The sequence below is a fragment of the Enterobacter dykesii genome (assembly GCF_008364625.2).
Lineage (GTDB): Bacteria > Pseudomonadota > Gammaproteobacteria > Enterobacterales > Enterobacteriaceae > Enterobacter > Enterobacter dykesii.
Genome location: NZ_CP126604.1, coordinates 252250 through 268679, shown reverse-complemented (window position 1 = coordinate 268679; position 16430 = coordinate 252250). Strand labels below are relative to the sequence as shown.

Here is a 16430-nt window from a genome sequence, read left to right as displayed (position 1 = left end):
CGGAATTCAGGATACCTTGCCTCCCCCGCCATTGCCAAACGCCCGCCCGCGTCACTACACTGGATCAGAAACTGATTATTCAGACTTAACAGATACAGGGAGTTAATATGCTTTGGTCATTTATCGCTGTCTGTTTTTCCGCATGGCTTTATGTCGATGCGTCGTACCGCGGTCCCACCTGGCAGCGCTGGTTGTTTAAACCGGTCACGCTGTTGCTCCTGCTGCTGCTGGCCTGGCAAGCGCCGATGTTTAACGCCGTCAGCTATCTGGTGCTCGCCGGGCTGTGTGCATCCCTGATTGGCGATGCCTTAACCCTGCTGCCGCGCCAGCGCTTGCTGTACGCCGTTGGGGCGTTTTTCCTCTCCCATCTGCTGTATACCATCTACTTTGCCAGCCAGATGACGCTCTCCTTCTTCTGGCCGCTACCGCTGGTGCTGCTGGTGATTGGCGCGCTGCTGATTGCGGTGATCTGGTCACGACTGGAAGAGATGCGTTTGCCGGTCTGTACGTTTATCGCCATGACGCTGGTGATGGTGTGGCTGGCGGGCGAGCTGTGGTTCTTCCGTCCGACCGCTCCGGCGATGTCCGCGTTCTTCGGCGCCGCGCTGCTGCTGATCGGGAATGTCGTGTGGCTGGGCAGCCACTATCGCCGCCGCTTCCGGGCGGATAACGCGATAGCATCCGCGTGTTACTTTGCCGGGCATTTCCTGATTGTGCGTTCGCTGTATATCTAAATAGCGCTTGACTCTGGAGTCGACTCCAGAGTGTATGCTGCGGTTAATGAGAAAATTATCATTGCCGGAGACTGCCATGTCGACTCCAGAAATACCTAAAAAAGTTCCTCAATTCTCGGCACTTAAGCTCAGCCCGGTGCCGTCAAAAGACGACTGCTGCTGCGAAGGCGCGTGCGAAACGCCAACTCAAACGCTTCCTGAAAGCGGCAACCGCTACAGCTGGGTCGTCAACGGCATGGACTGCGCGGCCTGCGCCCGTAAGGTGGAAAACGCCGTCAAGCAGGTGCCGGGCGTGAGTCACGTTCAGGTGCTGTTCGCCACCGAAAAGCTGCTGGTTAGCGCCGATACCGACGTCAGCAAACAGGTTGAAGCCGCCGTCAGCAAGGCGGGCTATACCCTGCGCAGCGAAACGACGCCCGTTGAAAAAGCCTCCACCCTGAAAGAAAACCTGCCGCTCGTTACCCTCATCATCATGATGGCCCTGAGCTGGGGGCTGGAGCAGATTAACCATCCGTTCGGCAATCTGGCATTTATCGCCACCACGCTGGTCGGCCTGTTCCCGATTGCCCGTCAGGCGCTGCGCCTGATGAAAAGCGGCAGCTGGTTTGCCATCGAAACGCTGATGAGCGTGGCGGCGATCGGCGCGCTGTTCATTGGCGCGACGGCAGAAGCGGCGATGGTACTGCTGCTGTTCTTAATCGGCGAACGCCTTGAGGGCTGGGCGGCGAGCCGGGCGCGTAAAGGGGTCAGCGCGCTGATGGCGCTGAAGCCGGAAACCGCCACTCGCGTGGTAAACGGCACGCGTGAAACGGTCGCCATTAACACGCTACGCCCGGGCGACGTGATTGAGGTGGCCGCAGGGGGGCGTCTGCCTGCAGACGGCGCGCTGCTTACCGCCACCGCGAGCTTTGATGAAAGCGCCCTGACCGGGGAATCCATTCCGGTAGAGCGCGCCGCGGGTGAAAAAGTGCCTGCTGGCGCCACCAGCGTCGACCGTCTGGTGCAGCTCACCGTGCTTTCCGAGCCGGGCGACAGCGCCATCGACCGTATCCTGAAGCTGATTGAAGAGGCAGAGGAGCGCCGCGCGCCGGTCGAACGCTTTATCGATCGCTTCAGCCGGATTTATACCCCTGCCATCATGCTGGTTGCCCTGCTGGTCACCGTCGTTCCGCCGCTGTTCTTTGACGCGCCGTGGGAGGGCTGGATTTATAAAGGGCTGACGCTGCTGCTGATCGGCTGCCCGTGCGCGCTGGTGATTTCCACCCCGGCGGCGATTACCTCAGGTCTGGCGGCAGCTGCACGTCGCGGGGCGCTGATTAAGGGCGGCGCGGCGCTGGAACAGCTGAGCCAGGTTCAGCATATCGCCTTCGATAAAACCGGTACGTTAACCGTCGGCAAGCCGCAGGTAACCGGCTTGTATCCGCAGGAAATCAGTGAAAATGAGCTGCTTGCATTGGCCGCCGCCGTTGAGCAGGGGTCCACTCACCCGCTGGCGCAGGCGATTGTGCAAGAAGCGCAGTCGCGCGGGCTGAGCATCCCTCCGGCAACCGCCCAGCGGGTGCTGGTCGGGTCAGGGATTGAGGCCACCGTTGGCGGTAAAAAGGTGCTGATTGTCGCGGCAGGCAAGTCTTCCAGTCCAGAGGTTGAGGCGTTAGAACAGACCGGACAAACCGTCGTGACCGTTATGCAGGACGGCGTCGCGAAGGGGATGCTGGCACTGCGCGATACCCTGCGCGATGACGCCAAAGAAGCCGTGGCGGCGCTGCACAAGCTGGGCGTGCAGGGCGTTATACTCACCGGTGATAACCCTCGCGCGGCGGCAGCGATTGCCGGTGAGCTGGGGCTGGAGTTTAAAGCTGGACTGTTGCCTGCAGATAAGGTCAGCGCGGTAACGGAGCTAAACGCTCGCGCGCCGCTGGCGATGGTCGGTGATGGGATTAACGATGCCCCGGCGATGAAAGCCTCCACCATCGGTATTGCGATGGGCAGCGGTACCGACGTGGCGCTGGAAACGGCCGACGCGGCATTGACGCACAACCGCCTGACCGGGCTGGCGCAGACGATTGCCCTGGCGCGCGCGACGCGGGCCAACATTCGTCAGAACATCGGCATTGCGCTCGGGCTGAAAGGGATTTTCCTGGTGACGACGCTGCTCGGCATGACCGGACTGTGGCTGGCGGTGCTGGCGGATACCGGGGCAACGGTGCTGGTGACGGCGAACGCGCTGCGGCTGCTGCGTCGCCGGTAAAAAAAGCCCGGTGGCGCTAACGCTTACCGGGCCTACATGTCCTGCTAACTCGTAGGTCGGGTAAGGCGAAGCCGCCACCCGACTTTTTTATAAGAAATAGCTCATCGCCAGGCCTAAAAACAGCACCAGACCGACGTAGTTATTGTTCATAAACGCTTTAAAGCAGGCGTCACGTTCACGCTTCGCAATCAGCTTTTGCTGGTACGCAAACAGCAGTCCCGCCACCAGCACGGACCAGTAAAACTCCCAGTTCAGCCCGTTCAGGCGACCGATCGCGACCATCAGCGCCAGTACCGCGACCTGCAGGATACCGATAATCAGCTTATCCTGACGACCAAAGAGGATGGCGGTTGATTTGATGCCAATTTTCAGGTCATCGTCGCGGTCGACCATCGCGTATTGCGTGTCATACGCCACCGCCCAGAGAATGTTCGCCAGGAACATCAGCCAGCAGCTGAGCGGTAAGGACTCACTAACCGCCGCAAACGCCATCGGAATCGACCAGCCAAACGCCGCACCCAGCACCACCTGAGGCAGGTGGGTATAGCGCTTCATAAACGGATACACCCAGGCCAACGCCAGCGCAGCAACGGAAAGCAGAATGGTCATGGTGTTTAGGGTCAACACCAGCAGGAAAGAGAGCAGCACCAGCACAATGAACAGCACGCGGGCTTCTTTCCCGGTGACCTGCCCGCTGGGTAACGGACGACCGGCAGTACGCTTAACATGACCGTCGAATTTACGATCGGCATAGTCGTTGACCACGCAGCCCGCCGCGCGCATCAGCCAGACGCCGGCAACGAACACGGCCAGGATCCACAGCGGCGGCAGGCCCGGCGTGGCGAGCCACAGCGCCCACAGGGTCGGCCACAGCAGCAGTAGCGCGCCAATGGGTTTATCGGTACGCATTAAGCGGTGATACGCCAACAGCTTATTCTGCGTCAGGCTCCACTCCATTTTTTCTTCCTCTTAGTACAACGGTGATGCCGGTAAAAAAAGCTCCGTCAGAATTAACGGTTTACCGCTCAGGCGAAGGCGGGAACGACGCCCCCAGAGTTCGGCATCACGACCAATCTCAATAAAATCCCGGGTAAGCTCAGACGAGGTGAAAAGGTAACGCCCCAGCGGCGTTTTCCCCAGACGTTGCAGCGCCAGCTCTGGCCCGGAAAGGGTTGACTCGGGCACCACCGTCCGCCCGGCAAGCCACGGCTCACCATCAGCACAGAGTAAAATTTCGCGCAGCCAGTAGCGTGGCTCTTGCGGCAGCAGCGGCAGCTCGCTGGCGATCTCATCGCCAGAGACAAACCCTTCCTGAATCAGGGTCACCGTGACCGTTTTACCCTGTTGCTCAAAACGTTTCGTCATGGAATCTTCCAGCAACAGCCAGTCCAGTTGCTGGGGATCAAGCGCAGGTATTTGGTCGAAATAGCGCAGCGCACGCAGTTGCGTTAGCGCAGGGTGTGACATGCCAGACTCTCCGATACATAACGTAATGGCATTGTATCGCAGAAACACGGATTGAGGGGGGCCAAACGTTATTTAACGATCACGATCGCAACATGGGCGCAACAGCCTGGCGGCTACGAAAAAAAGTGCGCCCACTCAGGCGCACCAAACTACTAACAAATCAGCACTGTGGGGAAACGGTTACCCCTTGCCTTTTACACTGCTGATAAAGGTGGAACGGGCAGTGGTTGAACCTAAACGTTCGGCTTCATCAAGCAGTTTCAGCGCTTTATCGACATCGCCGCGCTTCACCGCCTGCTTAATGGCGTTGTTGAAGTACTCTTCGGTGTCGTTCAGTACCGGCTCGGCTTTCTTCGCCGGGGCAGGCGCTGCGGCCGCTACCGGTGCGGCTGCCGTGGCAGCTGGCGCGGTATAGGCAGGTGCAGCTGTGTTACCTACAGTGACAGGGCCGGAACCGGAAGAGCCAAACAGCGGGCCGACCAGCACGCTGGAACCGCTGTTCGTTTTCACCTTCAGCTTTAACGTTCCGTCGGTGACGTGACGAGCAATCGGGTCTGGAATATCAGGAATCGCGTTACCGGTACCTTTTGCGTAGGCTTTAGCCGGATCGAGCAACGTGGTGGTCTTCTGAAGATCTTGCTCAGTAGTAAAGACCAGCACGTAGAGTTTTTGCTGGCCGAGCGCTGGCGTAAGGCGCATGACGCCTTCCAGACGGTCGGCGCTCATTACGCCGGGTTCCTGATATGTAAAGTATTCACTAGGGAAAAAGGCAGATGGCGTCATGTTCTGATCGAGAATAAGCACGTTTGGTGCAAATACGCTCGTCTGCTTGTTAACCTCACTGGTCAACGTAATGGCCAGTTCACCGATATTGGCGGGTACGCTATATGCAGCAACCGGACCGGTAATACCCGGAACATTAAGTGACTGACCAGCCGTTGAAAGCTGGGTGGTCTGGGTTTTAGACTGATCGACAGGGGTCCAGACCAGCTGTTGCAATGCCGCTGTCGGAATGGCTGGCGCGGATGTTGTGTTTTGTGGAACGAAATTGACGTTAGCGAGCGTTACAGAAGGCGCGCTCGCCAGCAGCCCTGCGGTTAAACAAAGGGCAAGGAGAGTTTTGTTCATTTTCATTGTTATCACCTCAAAATGCACAGGTTCAGCGGTAGCCAGGCAATAGCGCGCCGTCCCAAGGATTGAGGGGCTTGCGCCCCTCAGTTTGGTCATTACGTCAGGTTAAGACGGGATTACCACCAGATTTCCATCTGGGCGCCGAAGGACCACTCGTCGTTGTCGCCGCGGCTGAAGCTTTTCGCAGTGGTATCGCTATAGGCCATGCCTGGGGTGTAACCCGCAACGGAGTTTTTACCTGAAGGCGCATAACCCCATTTCTCATCCCACTTGGCATAGGTGGCGAAGACGCGGATTGCTGGACGTGACCAGATGCTGTCGCCAGCCTGCCACTGTTGTGCCAGGGTGATTTTATACTGGTTGTTGGTTTCGCCAGTTTCCTGAGATTTGACGTTGTCGTAGCCCACTTCAAGCAGAGTGCTCATGATAGGCGTCCATTTGTACATAGGACGAACGCCTACGGTCCACCATTTCGTACCGTTGTTGTTATCCCAGTTGATATCCTGGTACATACCGACGTACATCAGGTCCCAGCTATCGCCCAGGGAGATAGCACCGTGGTCAAGTACGCGCCACAGGTGCCCGTTGTTGTTGATGCCGTAGTTGATATCGTCAGTGGTGCCAATGTTCGAACCTTGCGACAGACCTTTACCCTGAGAGGTCATAGAGTCAGTTGCATATTGCAGAACAAATTTGTTGTAGCCTTTCAGCATGCTCTGCGTGTGTTCAGCAGTGAACATCCAGCCATCTTTAGATGCGCCGTCGATCAGGTGATAATCATCACGTGGGTTTGCACGGCCGTAATCAGCCCCCAGCTCCAGGGTACCGCCCGGGTTAATTTCCATCTGGGCTAAACGCACGTCAAAGACATCGTTCGCCGTACGAGTGGTGTAGTCATAAACGCTGTTGCTGGCGAAGGATGAAGAACCGCCGGCTTCTGAAGAACGGGTTGCAGCCAGAGAGAGCTTACCAAAACCTACGTCGATGTTTTCCAGACCCGCACCAGGACCTGAAATATCCCAGTAGTAGAAGTCGATCATGTGGACGTCATGACGCTGATAGAAGCGCTTACCGGCCCAGATAGTCGAACCTGGCAGCCACTCAATCAGGTTTTTACCCTGCACGTTGGCTTCACGGAACGCCGGGTCAGTGGCCTCCCAGTCGTTCTGTTGCGCCACGGAATACGCGACGTTGGTGTCGAAGTAGAAGCTCTTATCGCCTTCTTTCCACACTTCCTGGCCCAGTTTCAGTTCCGCATAGGTTTCACATTCGTTACCCAGACGGTATTTACTTTGAGCACCGGTTGCCTGGAAGCACTGTTGTTCGCCGCCACTACCCGTCCAGCCGATACCGGAACGAGCATAACCATGGAAATCCACGGCCAGTGCCTGAGCAGACATTACGCCCGCTGCGACGGCAACTGCCAGAGGAAGTTTGCGCAGAGTAATCATCATTCTATCTCCTGAGATCATTGCTTTTCTTTGAACACTTCACCTGTCGGTTTCGTGTCTTCTTTTGGGATTGCTTAAACGCCTGGCTCTTTGTGCAACCGACGACATGCAGTGCCATCCTCACGGAACAGATGGCAACGCTCTGGCGGCAAGCCGATAGCGAATGTGGCACCCTCTTCTACCAACACCACGTCGTTCTGGCGGTAGACCAGGTTCTGACGGATGGCGGGGATCTGGATATGAATCTGTGTTTCGTGACCAAGCTGTTCGACGACCTGAACGTCACCTTCCAGGGTCACATCAGCGATGTGGCTCGGCAGCAGATGCTCAGGACGAATACCGAGGGACATGTTTGCCCCGACCTGTACGTTGGCGCTGTCAACCGGCAGCCAGACCTGCTGGCGGTTTGGCAGCTCCACCTGTACCTGTTCAATGGCTGTCGCGGTCACTTTGACGGGCAGGAAGTTCATCTTTGGCGAGCCAATAAAGCCCGCAACAAAGCGGTCTGCCGGGTAGTGGTACAGCTCCAGCGGTTTACCCACCTGCGCCACGCGGCCGGCATCCAGCACCACGATTTTGTCGGCGAGGGTCATCGCTTCCACCTGATCGTGGGTGACGTAAATCATCGTGCGGCCAAGACGCTTGTGCAGACGGGAAATTTCAATACGCATCTGGACGCGCAGGGCGGCATCCAGGTTAGAGAGAGGTTCATCGAGCAGGAACACGCGCGGTTCGGCCACCAGCGTACGGCCAATCGCCACACGCTGACGCTGCCCGCCGGAAAGCGCTTTCGGTTTACGCTCCAGCAGATGCGCCAGCTGTAACACCTCCGCCACCTGCGTCACGCGCTGGTTAATCACCTCTTTCTTCGCGCCGGCCAGCTTCAGGCCAAAGGACATATTTTCGGCAACTGAAAGGTGTGGATAGAGTGCATAAGACTGGAACACCATGCCTACGCCACGTTCGGCAGGCGGGATGTCGTTCATTCGGGTATCACCAATCAGCAGGTCGCCGCTGGTAATCGTTTCAAGACCGGCAATCATACGCAGCAGAGTAGATTTACCACAGCCTGATGGGCCAACAAACACCACGAATTCGCCTTCGTTGATGTCCAGATTGATGTCTTTCGACACCACAACGTCACCCCAGGCTTTCGTTACATTACGCAGCTGTACGCTCGCCATGCCCTTCTCCCTTCGTTACAACCTGTCACCGACAGAAATATTCAAGATAAGTTCACTATGGGGTATCCATTACTTTCCCGAATCCTCCACCCCCCGCCTTTTTTATGGGGGAGGAGGCGGGAGGATGAGAGAGCAGGCTCTGCGACCGCCGTGGGCGGGCTGAGGCAAAATTCGTGAAGCCGCCTGCAAAATTCGGTGGGTTTTTATGTGCGCCAGCACTCATAACTTAAATTTATGCAACGGAGATCACACAAACGGGGGGTGGGGCGTAGGGGTTGGGAGGATGGAAAGAGGATGTCAAATAAGGAGACTGAGTCACGTTGAACCACTGAAGTCATACCACGAGACATCACCAAAAAGGATGGCAGCTATGAATATCAAGACTGGCGCACGCGTTTTCGCATTGTCCGCCCTCGCAGCAATGATGGTTTCCGCACCGGCGCTCGCCAAAATTGAAGAAGGCAAACTGGTTATCTGGATTAACGGCGACAAAGGCTATAACGGCCTGGCCGAAGTGGGCAAAAAATTCGAGAAAGATACCGGCATCAAAGTGACCGTAGAACACCCGGACAAACTGGAAGAGAAGTTCCCGCAGGTTGCAGCAACCGGCGACGGCCCGGACATCATCTTCTGGGCGCATGACCGTTTCGGGGGTTACGCGCAGTCTGGCCTGCTGGCTGAAGTGACGCCGGACAAAGCTTTCCAGGACAAACTGTTCCCGTTCACCTGGGACGCCGTTCGCTATAACGGCAAGCTGATCGCATACCCTATCGCGGTTGAAGCCCTGTCTCTGATTTACAACAAAGACCTGGTACCAAACCCACCGAAAACCTGGGAAGAGATCCCGAAACTGGATAAAGAGCTGAAGGCGAAAGGTAAATCCGCGCTGATGTTCAACCTGCAAGAGCCGTACTTCACCTGGCCGCTGATTGCTGCCGACGGCGGTTACGCGTTCAAGTTTGAAAACGGCAAATATGACGTTAAAGACGTGGGCGTGGACAACGCTGGCGCGAAAGCGGGTCTGACCTTCCTGGTGGATCTGATCAAGAACAAACACATGAACGCGGATACCGACTACTCCATCGCGGAAGCGGCGTTCAACAAAGGCGAAACCGCGATGACCATCAACGGTCCGTGGGCCTGGACCAACATCGACAAGAGCAAAGTCAACTACGGCGTGACGCTGCTGCCAACCTTCAAAGGCAAGCCGTCTAAACCGTTCGTTGGCGTGCTGAGCGCGGGCATCAACGCCGCCAGCCCGAACAAAGAGCTGGCGAAAGAGTTCCTGGAAAACTACCTGCTGACCGATCAGGGTCTGGATGAAGTGAACAAGGACAAACCGCTGGGCGCCGTCGCGCTGAAATCCTTCCAGGATCAGCTGGCGAAAGACCCACGTATCGCGGCCACCATGGATAACGCCCAGAAAGGCGAAATCATGCCGAACATCCCACAGATGGCTGCGTTCTGGTACGCCACGCGCACCGCGGTTATCAACGCTGCAAGCGGTCGTCAGACTGTCGATGCCGCGCTGAAAGATGCGCAGGGTCGTATTACTAAGTAATGCCGTAGTCCCCTCTCCCTCTCCCCCTGGAGAGGGAGAAAAGATCAAACGTTGTAGAGGAAAAACCCCATGGATGTCATTAAAAAGAAACGCTGGTGGCAAAGCGACGCGCTGAAGTGGTCAGCGATAGGTCTGCTGTGTCTGCTGGTGGGTTACCTTGTTGTTTTAATGTACGTACAAGGGGAATATCTGTTTGCCATTATGACGCTGATTTTGAGCTCTGCTGGCCTGTATATTTTCGCTAATCGTAAAGCCTATGCCTGGCGCTATGTTTATCCCGGCGTGGCCGGGATGGGGCTGTTTGTCCTGTTCCCGCTGATTTGTACCATCGCCATTGCGTTTACCAACTACAGCAGCACCAACCAGCTTGCGCAGGAACGCGCGCAGCAGGTCCTGCTGGATCGCTCATATCAGGCAGGCAAGACCTTTAACTTCGGCCTGTATCCTGCCGGGAACGAGTGGAGGTTAGCGCTTACTGACGAAGCAAGCAGCAAATACTATGTCTCCGACGCGTTCAAATTTGGCGGCGAGCAGAAGCTGGCCTTAAAAGAGGCACAGGCCCTGCCAGAGGGTGAACGTGCCAGCCTGCGCGTCATTACCCAGAACCGTCAGGCGCTGACCCAGCTCACCGCCGTGCTGCCAGACGAAAGCAAAGTGACCATGAGCTCGCTGCGCCAGTTCTCCGGCACGCAGCCGCTCTATACCCTGGCGGACGACGGCACGCTGACCAACAACCAGAGCGGCGTGAAATATCGTCCGAATAACGACATTGGTTTCTATCAGTCCGTTACTGCCGACGGCAAATGGGGTGATGACAAGCTCAGCCCGGGCTATACCGTCACCATCGGCTGGGACAACTTTACCCGCGTGTTTACCGACGAAGGCATTCAGAAACCGTTCTTCGCCATCTTCGTCTGGACGGTGGTCTTCTCCGTACTGACGGTGATCCTGACCGTGGCCGTGGGCATGGTGCTGGCCTGTCTGGTCCAGTGGGAATCCCTGAAAGGCAAAGCGATTTACCGCGTGCTGCTGATCCTGCCGTATGCCGTACCGTCGTTTATCTCGATTCTGATTTTCAAAGGGCTGTTTAACCAGAGCTTCGGTGAAATCAACATGATGCTGAGCGCCCTGTTCGGCATCAAACCGGCCTGGTTCAGCGACCCGACCACCGCTCGCTCGATGATTATCATCGTGAACACCTGGCTCGGTTATCCGTACATGATGATCCTCTGCATGGGCCTGCTGAAGGCTATCCCGGACGATCTGTATGAAGCCTCGGCGATGGACGGCGCGGGCCCGTTCCAGAACTTCTTTAAAATTACGCTGCCGCTGCTCATTAAGCCGCTGACGCCGCTGATGATTGCCAGCTTCGCCTTTAACTTTAACAACTTCGTGCTGATTCAGCTGTTGACCAACGGCGGCCCGGACCGCCTTGGCACCACGACGCCAGCAGGCTATACCGACCTGCTCGTGAGCTACACCTACCGTATCGCCTTCGAAGGCGGCGGCGGCCAGGACTTCGGTCTGGCGGCGGCGATTGCCACCCTGATCTTCCTGCTGGTTGGCGCTCTGGCGATTGTGAACCTGAAAGCCACACGTATGAAATTTGACTAAGGAGGGCATCGATCATGGCAATGGTACAACCCAAATCTCAAAAACTGCGCCTCCTGGCGACGCACTTAGGCCTGCTGATTTTCATCGCGGCGATCATGTTCCCGCTGCTGATGGTTATCGCCATCTCCCTGCGTTCGGGTAACTTCGCGACGGGGAGCCTGATCCCGGACGAAATCTCCTGGGAACACTGGAAGCTCGCGCTGGGCTTCAGCGTGGAACACGCGGATGGCCGCGTCACGCCGCCGCCGTTCCCGGTGCTGCTGTGGCTGTGGAACTCGGTGAAAATCGCCGGGATCACCGCGATAGGCATCGTGACGCTCTCCACGACCTGTGCGTACGCTTTCGCCCGTATGAAGTTCCCGGGCAAAGCCTCACTGCTGAAAGGGATGCTGATTTTCCAGATGTTCCCGGCCGTGCTGTCTCTGGTGGCGCTGTACGCCCTGTTTGACCGTCTGGGCCAGTACGTACCGTTTATCGGTCTGAACACCCACGGCGGCGTGATCTTCGCCTATCTTGGCGGTATCGCACTGCATGTATGGACCATTAAAGGCTATTTCGAAACCATCGACGGCTCGCTGGAAGAAGCGGCCGCACTGGATGGCGCAACCCCGTGGCAGGCGTTCCGCCTGGTGCTGCTGCCGCTGTCGGTGCCTATCCTGGCGGTGGTGTTTATTCTGTCGTTTATCGCTGCGATCACCGAAGTACCGGTTGCCTCACTGTTACTGCGTGATGTGAACAGCTACACCCTGGCCGTAGGTATGCAGCAATACCTCAACCCGCAAAACTACCTGTGGGGCGACTTTGCCGCGGCGGCCGTACTCTCTGCCATCCCGATTACCGTGGTGTTCCTGCTGGCACAGCGCTGGCTGGTCAACGGCCTGACGGCGGGCGGTGTGAAAGGTTAAGTTTCATTTTGTTATGCCACTGCAACCCTCAACTTTAGACGTATTGTATTGACCCAACTTGTGACTGTTGTTAGGCGGCCTCCGGGCCGCCATTTTTTTATTCGCGTTTCAGCCGCTTCGAATTACACAGCCAGAGGGTGATCACCAGCAGCAGGATCGCCGCCGAGTAGATCAGCACGTCGAGCGGGGATTTATGATCGACGATGATCAGCCGCACTATCGCAGTGATCCCAATGTAGACAAAATAACGCAGCGGGAAGTGAAAGCCGGACTGAAAGTACTTCACAATCAGGGCGATAAATTCAAAGTAGAGAAAGTAGACCACCAGGCCTTCCACCAGCGCATATTTGCTGGTTTGTTCAGGGGCGAACAGCACATCCGCAAGATGCACCGTCTCTTTACCCAAAAAGACGACCAGTATCAGGCCAAGGCTCAACAGACCGAGGTTCAGCACGGTCTGGAGGATAGTTGAGATAAACTCAACGCGCGGGCGAGTCAGGGATGTCATACAGCACCTCATTCTCCAGGGCGAGGTTCCTGTATAACGCAAAAATGTGACGGGGATCTATATTTTTTGTTTATGTTTGACGCAACGGAGAGGATTCCCCTCTCCCTTAGGGGAGAGGGTGAGAGGCATCAGCGGAAGTTAATGTTCTTATCGCTCGTCATATCATACAGCTGGAACTTACGTCCAAGCTGTTGACCCCCGTCACGCGTCAGCGGCGTCCAGCCCACTGCCGCACGGCTGCGGGTTGGGCCTGACGAGAACAGATCCAGCGGAATCGACACGTAGACCCCTTTGGTGAAGTCCCCTTCCCCGTACTCGTCCGGCGAAACGTTGGTGATGGTGGCGTAGCCGCCCACCACGACGCCGCTGTCGAAGTGTTTAGAGATATCCAGCGTACCGCCCTTATCGCCCGCCAGGTACTGGCCGACGCTGGCTTTCACCAGCACGTCAGGTGCGAACGACGGCGTCCAGTAGGCGGTCAGATGGCCCGTTTTGACGCTGTAGTCGGTGAACTTCATCATGTCCTGCGCGCTGCGCCAGTCACGCTGCTTGACGTAGTTGGCATCAACCCCGAACGCCCAATTGCTGTCGACAGGACGATAAAGCACTTCCGCCCCCGCGCCGCCGTACATGGTTTCCAGATACCCGCCGTACACCTGGCCGTAGAAGCCGTTGCCGAAGTACTGGAAGTAGTTGGCCTGCAGGTTATTCACGTAAGCATCGTTCTGCACGTATTCACGCACGCGAGTACGCACGCGCGGCAGCTGTGAGTCTTTTGGCGGGTTGGTGTAGTTGAACTTGTCGTAGTTATTAGCGATGTTGCCGAACAGGCTACCGGTGGTCAGCAGGTGGTCGGTAAGCCACAGATCCGCCGTCGCCATGACGCCCAGCTGATACATGTAGAAGTTTTCCGGCCCGCCCACGGACTGGTTCAGCACCGGATCGATATGGAAATCGAAGCGCGATTTGTCGATATACCAGCCCTGCTCGGTGGTTTCCGGTACGATCGGCTCTACGCGTTTTTGCACCAGCTCGGTTTCATGCCCGAGCGGTTCGCCCTCCAGGTGGCGCTTAAGGCTGGCAACGTCCGTTTCCGTCGTCACCTGCGGCAGGTTGAGGCGGTTTTCCGTCACGCGGATCGTGCGGATCCCCTCCGGCAGATCGTTCATCACGATCCGGTTAGCGCGTTCGATCCCTTCGCGCGAGTCGCGGTATTTCACCTGCTCGCCGGTCACGTACAGCGTATCGCCTTTCACCTGAATTTTCGGATCCGCCAGGCCGGCATTGTATTTCAGCAGCGTCAGCTGGTTTGCCACCACGGAGTGCTGCAGAATCGCATCCTGCGGCTCCGGCTGGTATGCAGGGCGCGCGTTATCATTGTAGTGTGGCCGCATATCGTTAAAGTTGGTGCGCAGCGTGAAGCCAAACATCACGGTGTTGCCGCGCTCGTAGCTGAGGTTAACGTCGGCCCAGTCGGTGACGCGATAAATGGCGCCGACGTTAAACTTGCTCTTCTGCTCAATCTTCCCGGCGAAGTCCTGCGAGTAGTCATTCCCTTCATATTCCAGCTTCAGGCGTAATGGCTGCCAGGGCGTTTGATACTCCACGCCGCCAAACAGCGATGCCGGACCGTGGAACATCTGATCCCCGTTGATAGAACCCGCTTTCTTATAGCTGTTATCGCGGTAGCAGTATTTGTCGCTGTAGGAGCAAAACGGGTTTTTCACGTTACCGCCAGTGCCCAGGTAGCCCCATCCCAGGCCGAGCGAGAAGTCGAACGGCCCCCAGGCTTTACTGGCCACGATGTATTCAGCATCAAACAGACCGGTACCACCGATATCTTTGGCGCCCACGGACACCTGCGGCATCCAGTAGCTCTCTTCCCACAGGCGCAGCTTGACGTCGAAGGCTTTATCTTTGTAGGTCTGGTCGCCGGAGAACGCATCAACGCTGCTGTACTGTTTCGTACGCACGTCGGTGTAACGCAGCGTGGTTTCAAGCCACGGGAACAGCTGCACCGACGCCGAGTAGTAACGATACTGATCGTTATCACGGTAGTTAAGGCTAATTTCCCCTTCGCGCGCCATCCGCGCTGTGGGCGTTTGCAGCAAACCGACGCCGCCGAAGTCTGACTGAGACGGGCCAATGGGTGCCGGATACGTTTCTGCATGGCACGCGGCACTCACGCAGAGCGCCAGCATGCTGTAGAGATAGGTTCTTTTCATTATTCCGGTATCCGCTGAATCAGGGAGTGAAGGATATCGGCGTTAAGCCCGTCATACGCCTTCGTCCAGAAATGGTCGGCAAAACCGACAAAAATGATGCTGTCCGGCATAGGTTCGATATGCCGTTTATTCCAGTAAGCGACGGGGGCTTTTTGTGTATGCCCGTCAGGGTAAACCACCCAGGCGTAGCTGTTATCGGCACCGCTCAGCAGGCTCTGCTCGTCGAGGTAGCTCGCCACGTCGCGACCGGGCGTAAAGGGCTTTTTACCCGGGCTGCTGATAAGCCCCATCACGGTCACCGTCGTCGGCTTTTCCGGCAGCCAGAGCGTATACTCCCCTTCCAGCGTGGGGTTGCCCTTTTCCGTGACGCGCACTTCATCGGGATCAAGGTTCACGTTCTGACGGCCCGTCACCTTCAGCGCCTGCAGCTGCTGGCGAACGCTGTTAATGGCCGCCGCGTCGTCGCCATCCTCCTGCTCCGCTAACCCCGTCAGCCTGGCAAGGAGCGCCTTGTGCTGTTGTTCCGCTTCAGCGGTCTTCTGCCGTTCAGCGATCACTGCCCCCGGCCACCAGCTGTTAGCGAGCCTTGGCTGTCCGACGAGATCGAGCAGATGCTCGGCGTGGGTTAAGGTTTTGGGTTTTTTACTGTCCGGCGTGTAGACATTTACCGTCCCTGCGGACCATGCCAGCGGCGCGGCAAGGCTGGCGAGAAGCGCAACGTGGATGAGCGTTTTCATGATTTCGCCGCCTTGATCAGGGTGGTTTTCACCGGGAAGAATCCGGCACCGAGATACTGCAGGGACTGGCGGATCTGCCCTTCCTCGTCGATCCAGAAGCGGTTGTGCCAGGTGGCCTGGTCGGTGGTGACTTCTTCATCCAGCACGCGAACCTGCGTTTCGTCGCTGCCGACTTTCACGCTGTCCGTGCCGTCCCAGCGGAAGGTCGAGCGTGCCGTGGCGTAACGCACCTGCTTGTGCTCGGTCCAGCCCATCGTGCGCGTCCAGCTTGCACCATCGGCGATCTGGTTTGGCTTGATCAGCGGATCGGCAGCAATATTATTCACCTCCAGCAGGTTGTCGCCGCCCAACAGGGTTTTCACGATACGACCATGCTGCGTCACGATGGTGGCCTGATCCTGCGTCACCCATTTCTGCTGCCCGTTTTCATCGAAAGCGAGCACCACAAACAGCTGCGGGCCATCATTAAGCTGCATGTACTGACTGGCATAGGGCATGTTCTGAAGTTCGTCATCGGTCAAATGCACGCCCGGTGTGCCGAACATGCTTTCCCACAGTGAGTTTCCCAGCCCTTTAGTGGTGGCCGAGCACGCCTGCAGCAGCAGGCAAATCAGAATGATTGCAGGTCGCTTCACGACTCTTCTCCGAAGGGGCGAAATAACCAC

At 57.1% G+C, this 16430-nt stretch carries 14 protein-coding genes; 5 read left to right on the top strand and 9 right to left on the bottom strand.

Annotated features, from left to right (window positions below; genetic code table 11):
• Positions 1 to 107 precede the first annotated feature (107 nt).
• Together F0320_RS01205 and zntA are read left to right on the top strand one after the other, a co-directional pair.
• Positions 108 to 734, top strand: coding sequence for a lysoplasmalogenase (locus tag F0320_RS01205; RefSeq protein ID WP_029741976.1), 627 nt, complete (start codon positions 108 to 110; stop codon positions 732 to 734).
• A 76-nt stretch (positions 735 to 810) separates the two neighbouring features.
• Positions 811 to 2982 (top strand): Zn(II)/Cd(II)/Pb(II) translocating P-type ATPase ZntA, encoded by a 2172-nt coding sequence (gene zntA / locus F0320_RS01200; RefSeq protein ID WP_126331138.1) that lies wholly within the window; start codon positions 811 to 813, stop codon positions 2980 to 2982.
• A gap of 87 nt (positions 2983 to 3069) precedes the next feature.
• On the opposite strand, the gene ubiA is transcribed toward zntA, so the two are convergent.
• The 5 genes from ubiA to malK all read right to left on the bottom strand — a co-directional run bounded on the left by ubiA (position 3070) and on the right by malK (position 8215).
• Positions 3070 to 3939 (bottom strand): 4-hydroxybenzoate octaprenyltransferase, encoded by an 870-nt coding sequence (gene ubiA / locus F0320_RS01195; protein WP_126331136.1) that lies wholly within the window; start codon positions 3937 to 3939, stop codon positions 3070 to 3072.
• Positions 3940 to 3951: 12 nt separating this feature from the next.
• Positions 3952 to 4449: a chorismate lyase gene (gene ubiC / locus F0320_RS01190; protein ID WP_023334136.1), complete on the bottom strand. Its 498-nt coding sequence runs from the start codon at positions 4447 to 4449 to the stop codon at positions 3952 to 3954.
• 180 nt (positions 4450 to 4629) lie between these two features.
• Positions 4630 to 5583: a maltose operon protein MalM gene (gene malM / locus F0320_RS01185; protein ID WP_126331134.1), complete on the bottom strand. Its 954-nt coding sequence runs from the start codon at positions 5581 to 5583 to the stop codon at positions 4630 to 4632.
• Positions 5584 to 5696: 113 nt separating this feature from the next.
• Positions 5697 to 7034 carry a maltoporin gene (locus tag F0320_RS01180; protein ID WP_121426216.1) on the bottom strand — a complete coding sequence of 446 codons (1338 nt, stop codon included), beginning with the start codon at positions 7032 to 7034 and terminating at the stop codon, positions 5697 to 5699.
• Between the two features lie 71 nt (positions 7035 to 7105).
• The gene (malK, locus tag F0320_RS01175; protein ID WP_023310005.1) at positions 7106 to 8215 is read right to left on the bottom strand and encodes a maltose/maltodextrin ABC transporter ATP-binding protein MalK; all 1110 of its coding nucleotides are present in this window, start codon (positions 8213 to 8215) and stop codon (positions 7106 to 7108) included.
• Positions 8216 to 8585: 370 nt separating this feature from the next.
• Here malK and malE point away from each other — a divergent pair, with 370 nt between their 5' ends.
• The 3 genes from malE to malG all read left to right on the top strand — a co-directional run bounded on the left by malE (position 8586) and on the right by malG (position 12295).
• Entirely contained in the window at positions 8586 to 9776 is a 1191-nt protein-coding gene (gene malE / locus F0320_RS01170; protein ID WP_033144384.1) for a maltose/maltodextrin ABC transporter substrate-binding protein MalE, read from the top strand.
• A gap of 69 nt (positions 9777 to 9845) precedes the next feature.
• Positions 9846 to 11390: a maltose ABC transporter permease MalF gene (malF, locus tag F0320_RS01165; protein ID WP_126331132.1), complete on the top strand. Its 1545-nt coding sequence runs from the start codon at positions 9846 to 9848 to the stop codon at positions 11388 to 11390.
• A gap of 14 nt (positions 11391 to 11404) precedes the next feature.
• Positions 11405 to 12295, top strand: coding sequence for a maltose ABC transporter permease MalG (malG, locus tag F0320_RS01160; RefSeq protein WP_014830272.1), 891 nt, complete (start codon positions 11405 to 11407; stop codon positions 12293 to 12295).
• A gap of 97 nt (positions 12296 to 12392) precedes the next feature.
• Here malG and psiE read toward each other — a convergent pair whose 3' ends face one another.
• From psiE to F0320_RS01140, 4 genes are all read right to left on the bottom strand, one after another.
• Positions 12393 to 12803, bottom strand: a complete 411-nt coding sequence (psiE, locus tag F0320_RS01155) for a phosphate-starvation-inducible protein PsiE (RefSeq protein WP_000202963.1) — start codon at positions 12801 to 12803, stop codon at positions 12393 to 12395.
• Positions 12804 to 12931: 128 nt separating this feature from the next.
• Positions 12932 to 15028 carry a YjbH domain-containing protein gene (locus F0320_RS01150; RefSeq protein ID WP_047650902.1) on the bottom strand — a complete coding sequence of 699 codons (2097 nt, stop codon included), beginning with the start codon at positions 15026 to 15028 and terminating at the stop codon, positions 12932 to 12934.
• Positions 15028 to 15765 (bottom strand): capsule biosynthesis GfcC D2 domain-containing protein, encoded by a 738-nt coding sequence (locus F0320_RS01145; RefSeq protein WP_149323975.1) that lies wholly within the window; start codon positions 15763 to 15765, stop codon positions 15028 to 15030. The genes F0320_RS01150 and F0320_RS01145 overlap by 1 nt, the downstream gene beginning before the upstream one ends.
• The gene (locus F0320_RS01140) at positions 15762 to 16400 is read right to left on the bottom strand and encodes a YjbF family lipoprotein (protein ID WP_047059420.1); all 639 of its coding nucleotides are present in this window, start codon (positions 16398 to 16400) and stop codon (positions 15762 to 15764) included. Before F0320_RS01140 ends, F0320_RS01145 begins: the two co-directional genes overlap by 4 nt.
• Between the last annotated feature and the right edge of the window lie 30 nt (positions 16401 to 16430).

Coding starts and splice junctions, on each gene's coding strand:
- F0320_RS01205 (WP_029741976.1), top strand. CDS start 108: ATGCTTTGGTCATTTATCGCTGTCTGTTTTTCCGCATGGCTTTATGTC.
- zntA (WP_126331138.1), top strand. CDS start 811: ATGTCGACTCCAGAAATACCTAAAAAAGTTCCTCAATTCTCGGCACTT.
- ubiA (WP_126331136.1), bottom strand. CDS start 3,939: ATGGAGTGGAGCCTGACGCAGAATAAGCTGTTGGCGTATCACCGCTTA.
- ubiC (WP_023334136.1), bottom strand. CDS start 4,449: ATGTCACACCCTGCGCTAACGCAACTGCGTGCGCTGCGCTATTTCGAC.
- malM (WP_126331134.1), bottom strand. CDS start 5,583: ATGAAAATGAACAAAACTCTCCTTGCCCTTTGTTTAACCGCAGGGCTG.
- F0320_RS01180 (WP_121426216.1), bottom strand. CDS start 7,034: ATGATGATTACTCTGCGCAAACTTCCTCTGGCAGTTGCCGTCGCAGCG.
- malK (WP_023310005.1), bottom strand. CDS start 8,215: ATGGCGAGCGTACAGCTGCGTAATGTAACGAAAGCCTGGGGTGACGTT.
- malE (WP_033144384.1), top strand. CDS start 8,586: ATGAATATCAAGACTGGCGCACGCGTTTTCGCATTGTCCGCCCTCGCA.
- malF (WP_126331132.1), top strand. CDS start 9,846: ATGGATGTCATTAAAAAGAAACGCTGGTGGCAAAGCGACGCGCTGAAG.
- malG (WP_014830272.1), top strand. CDS start 11,405: ATGGCAATGGTACAACCCAAATCTCAAAAACTGCGCCTCCTGGCGACG.
- psiE (WP_000202963.1), bottom strand. CDS start 12,803: ATGACATCCCTGACTCGCCCGCGCGTTGAGTTTATCTCAACTATCCTC.
- F0320_RS01150 (WP_047650902.1), bottom strand. CDS start 15,028: ATGAAAAGAACCTATCTCTACAGCATGCTGGCGCTCTGCGTGAGTGCC.
- F0320_RS01145 (WP_149323975.1), bottom strand. CDS start 15,765: ATGAAAACGCTCATCCACGTTGCGCTTCTCGCCAGCCTTGCCGCGCCG.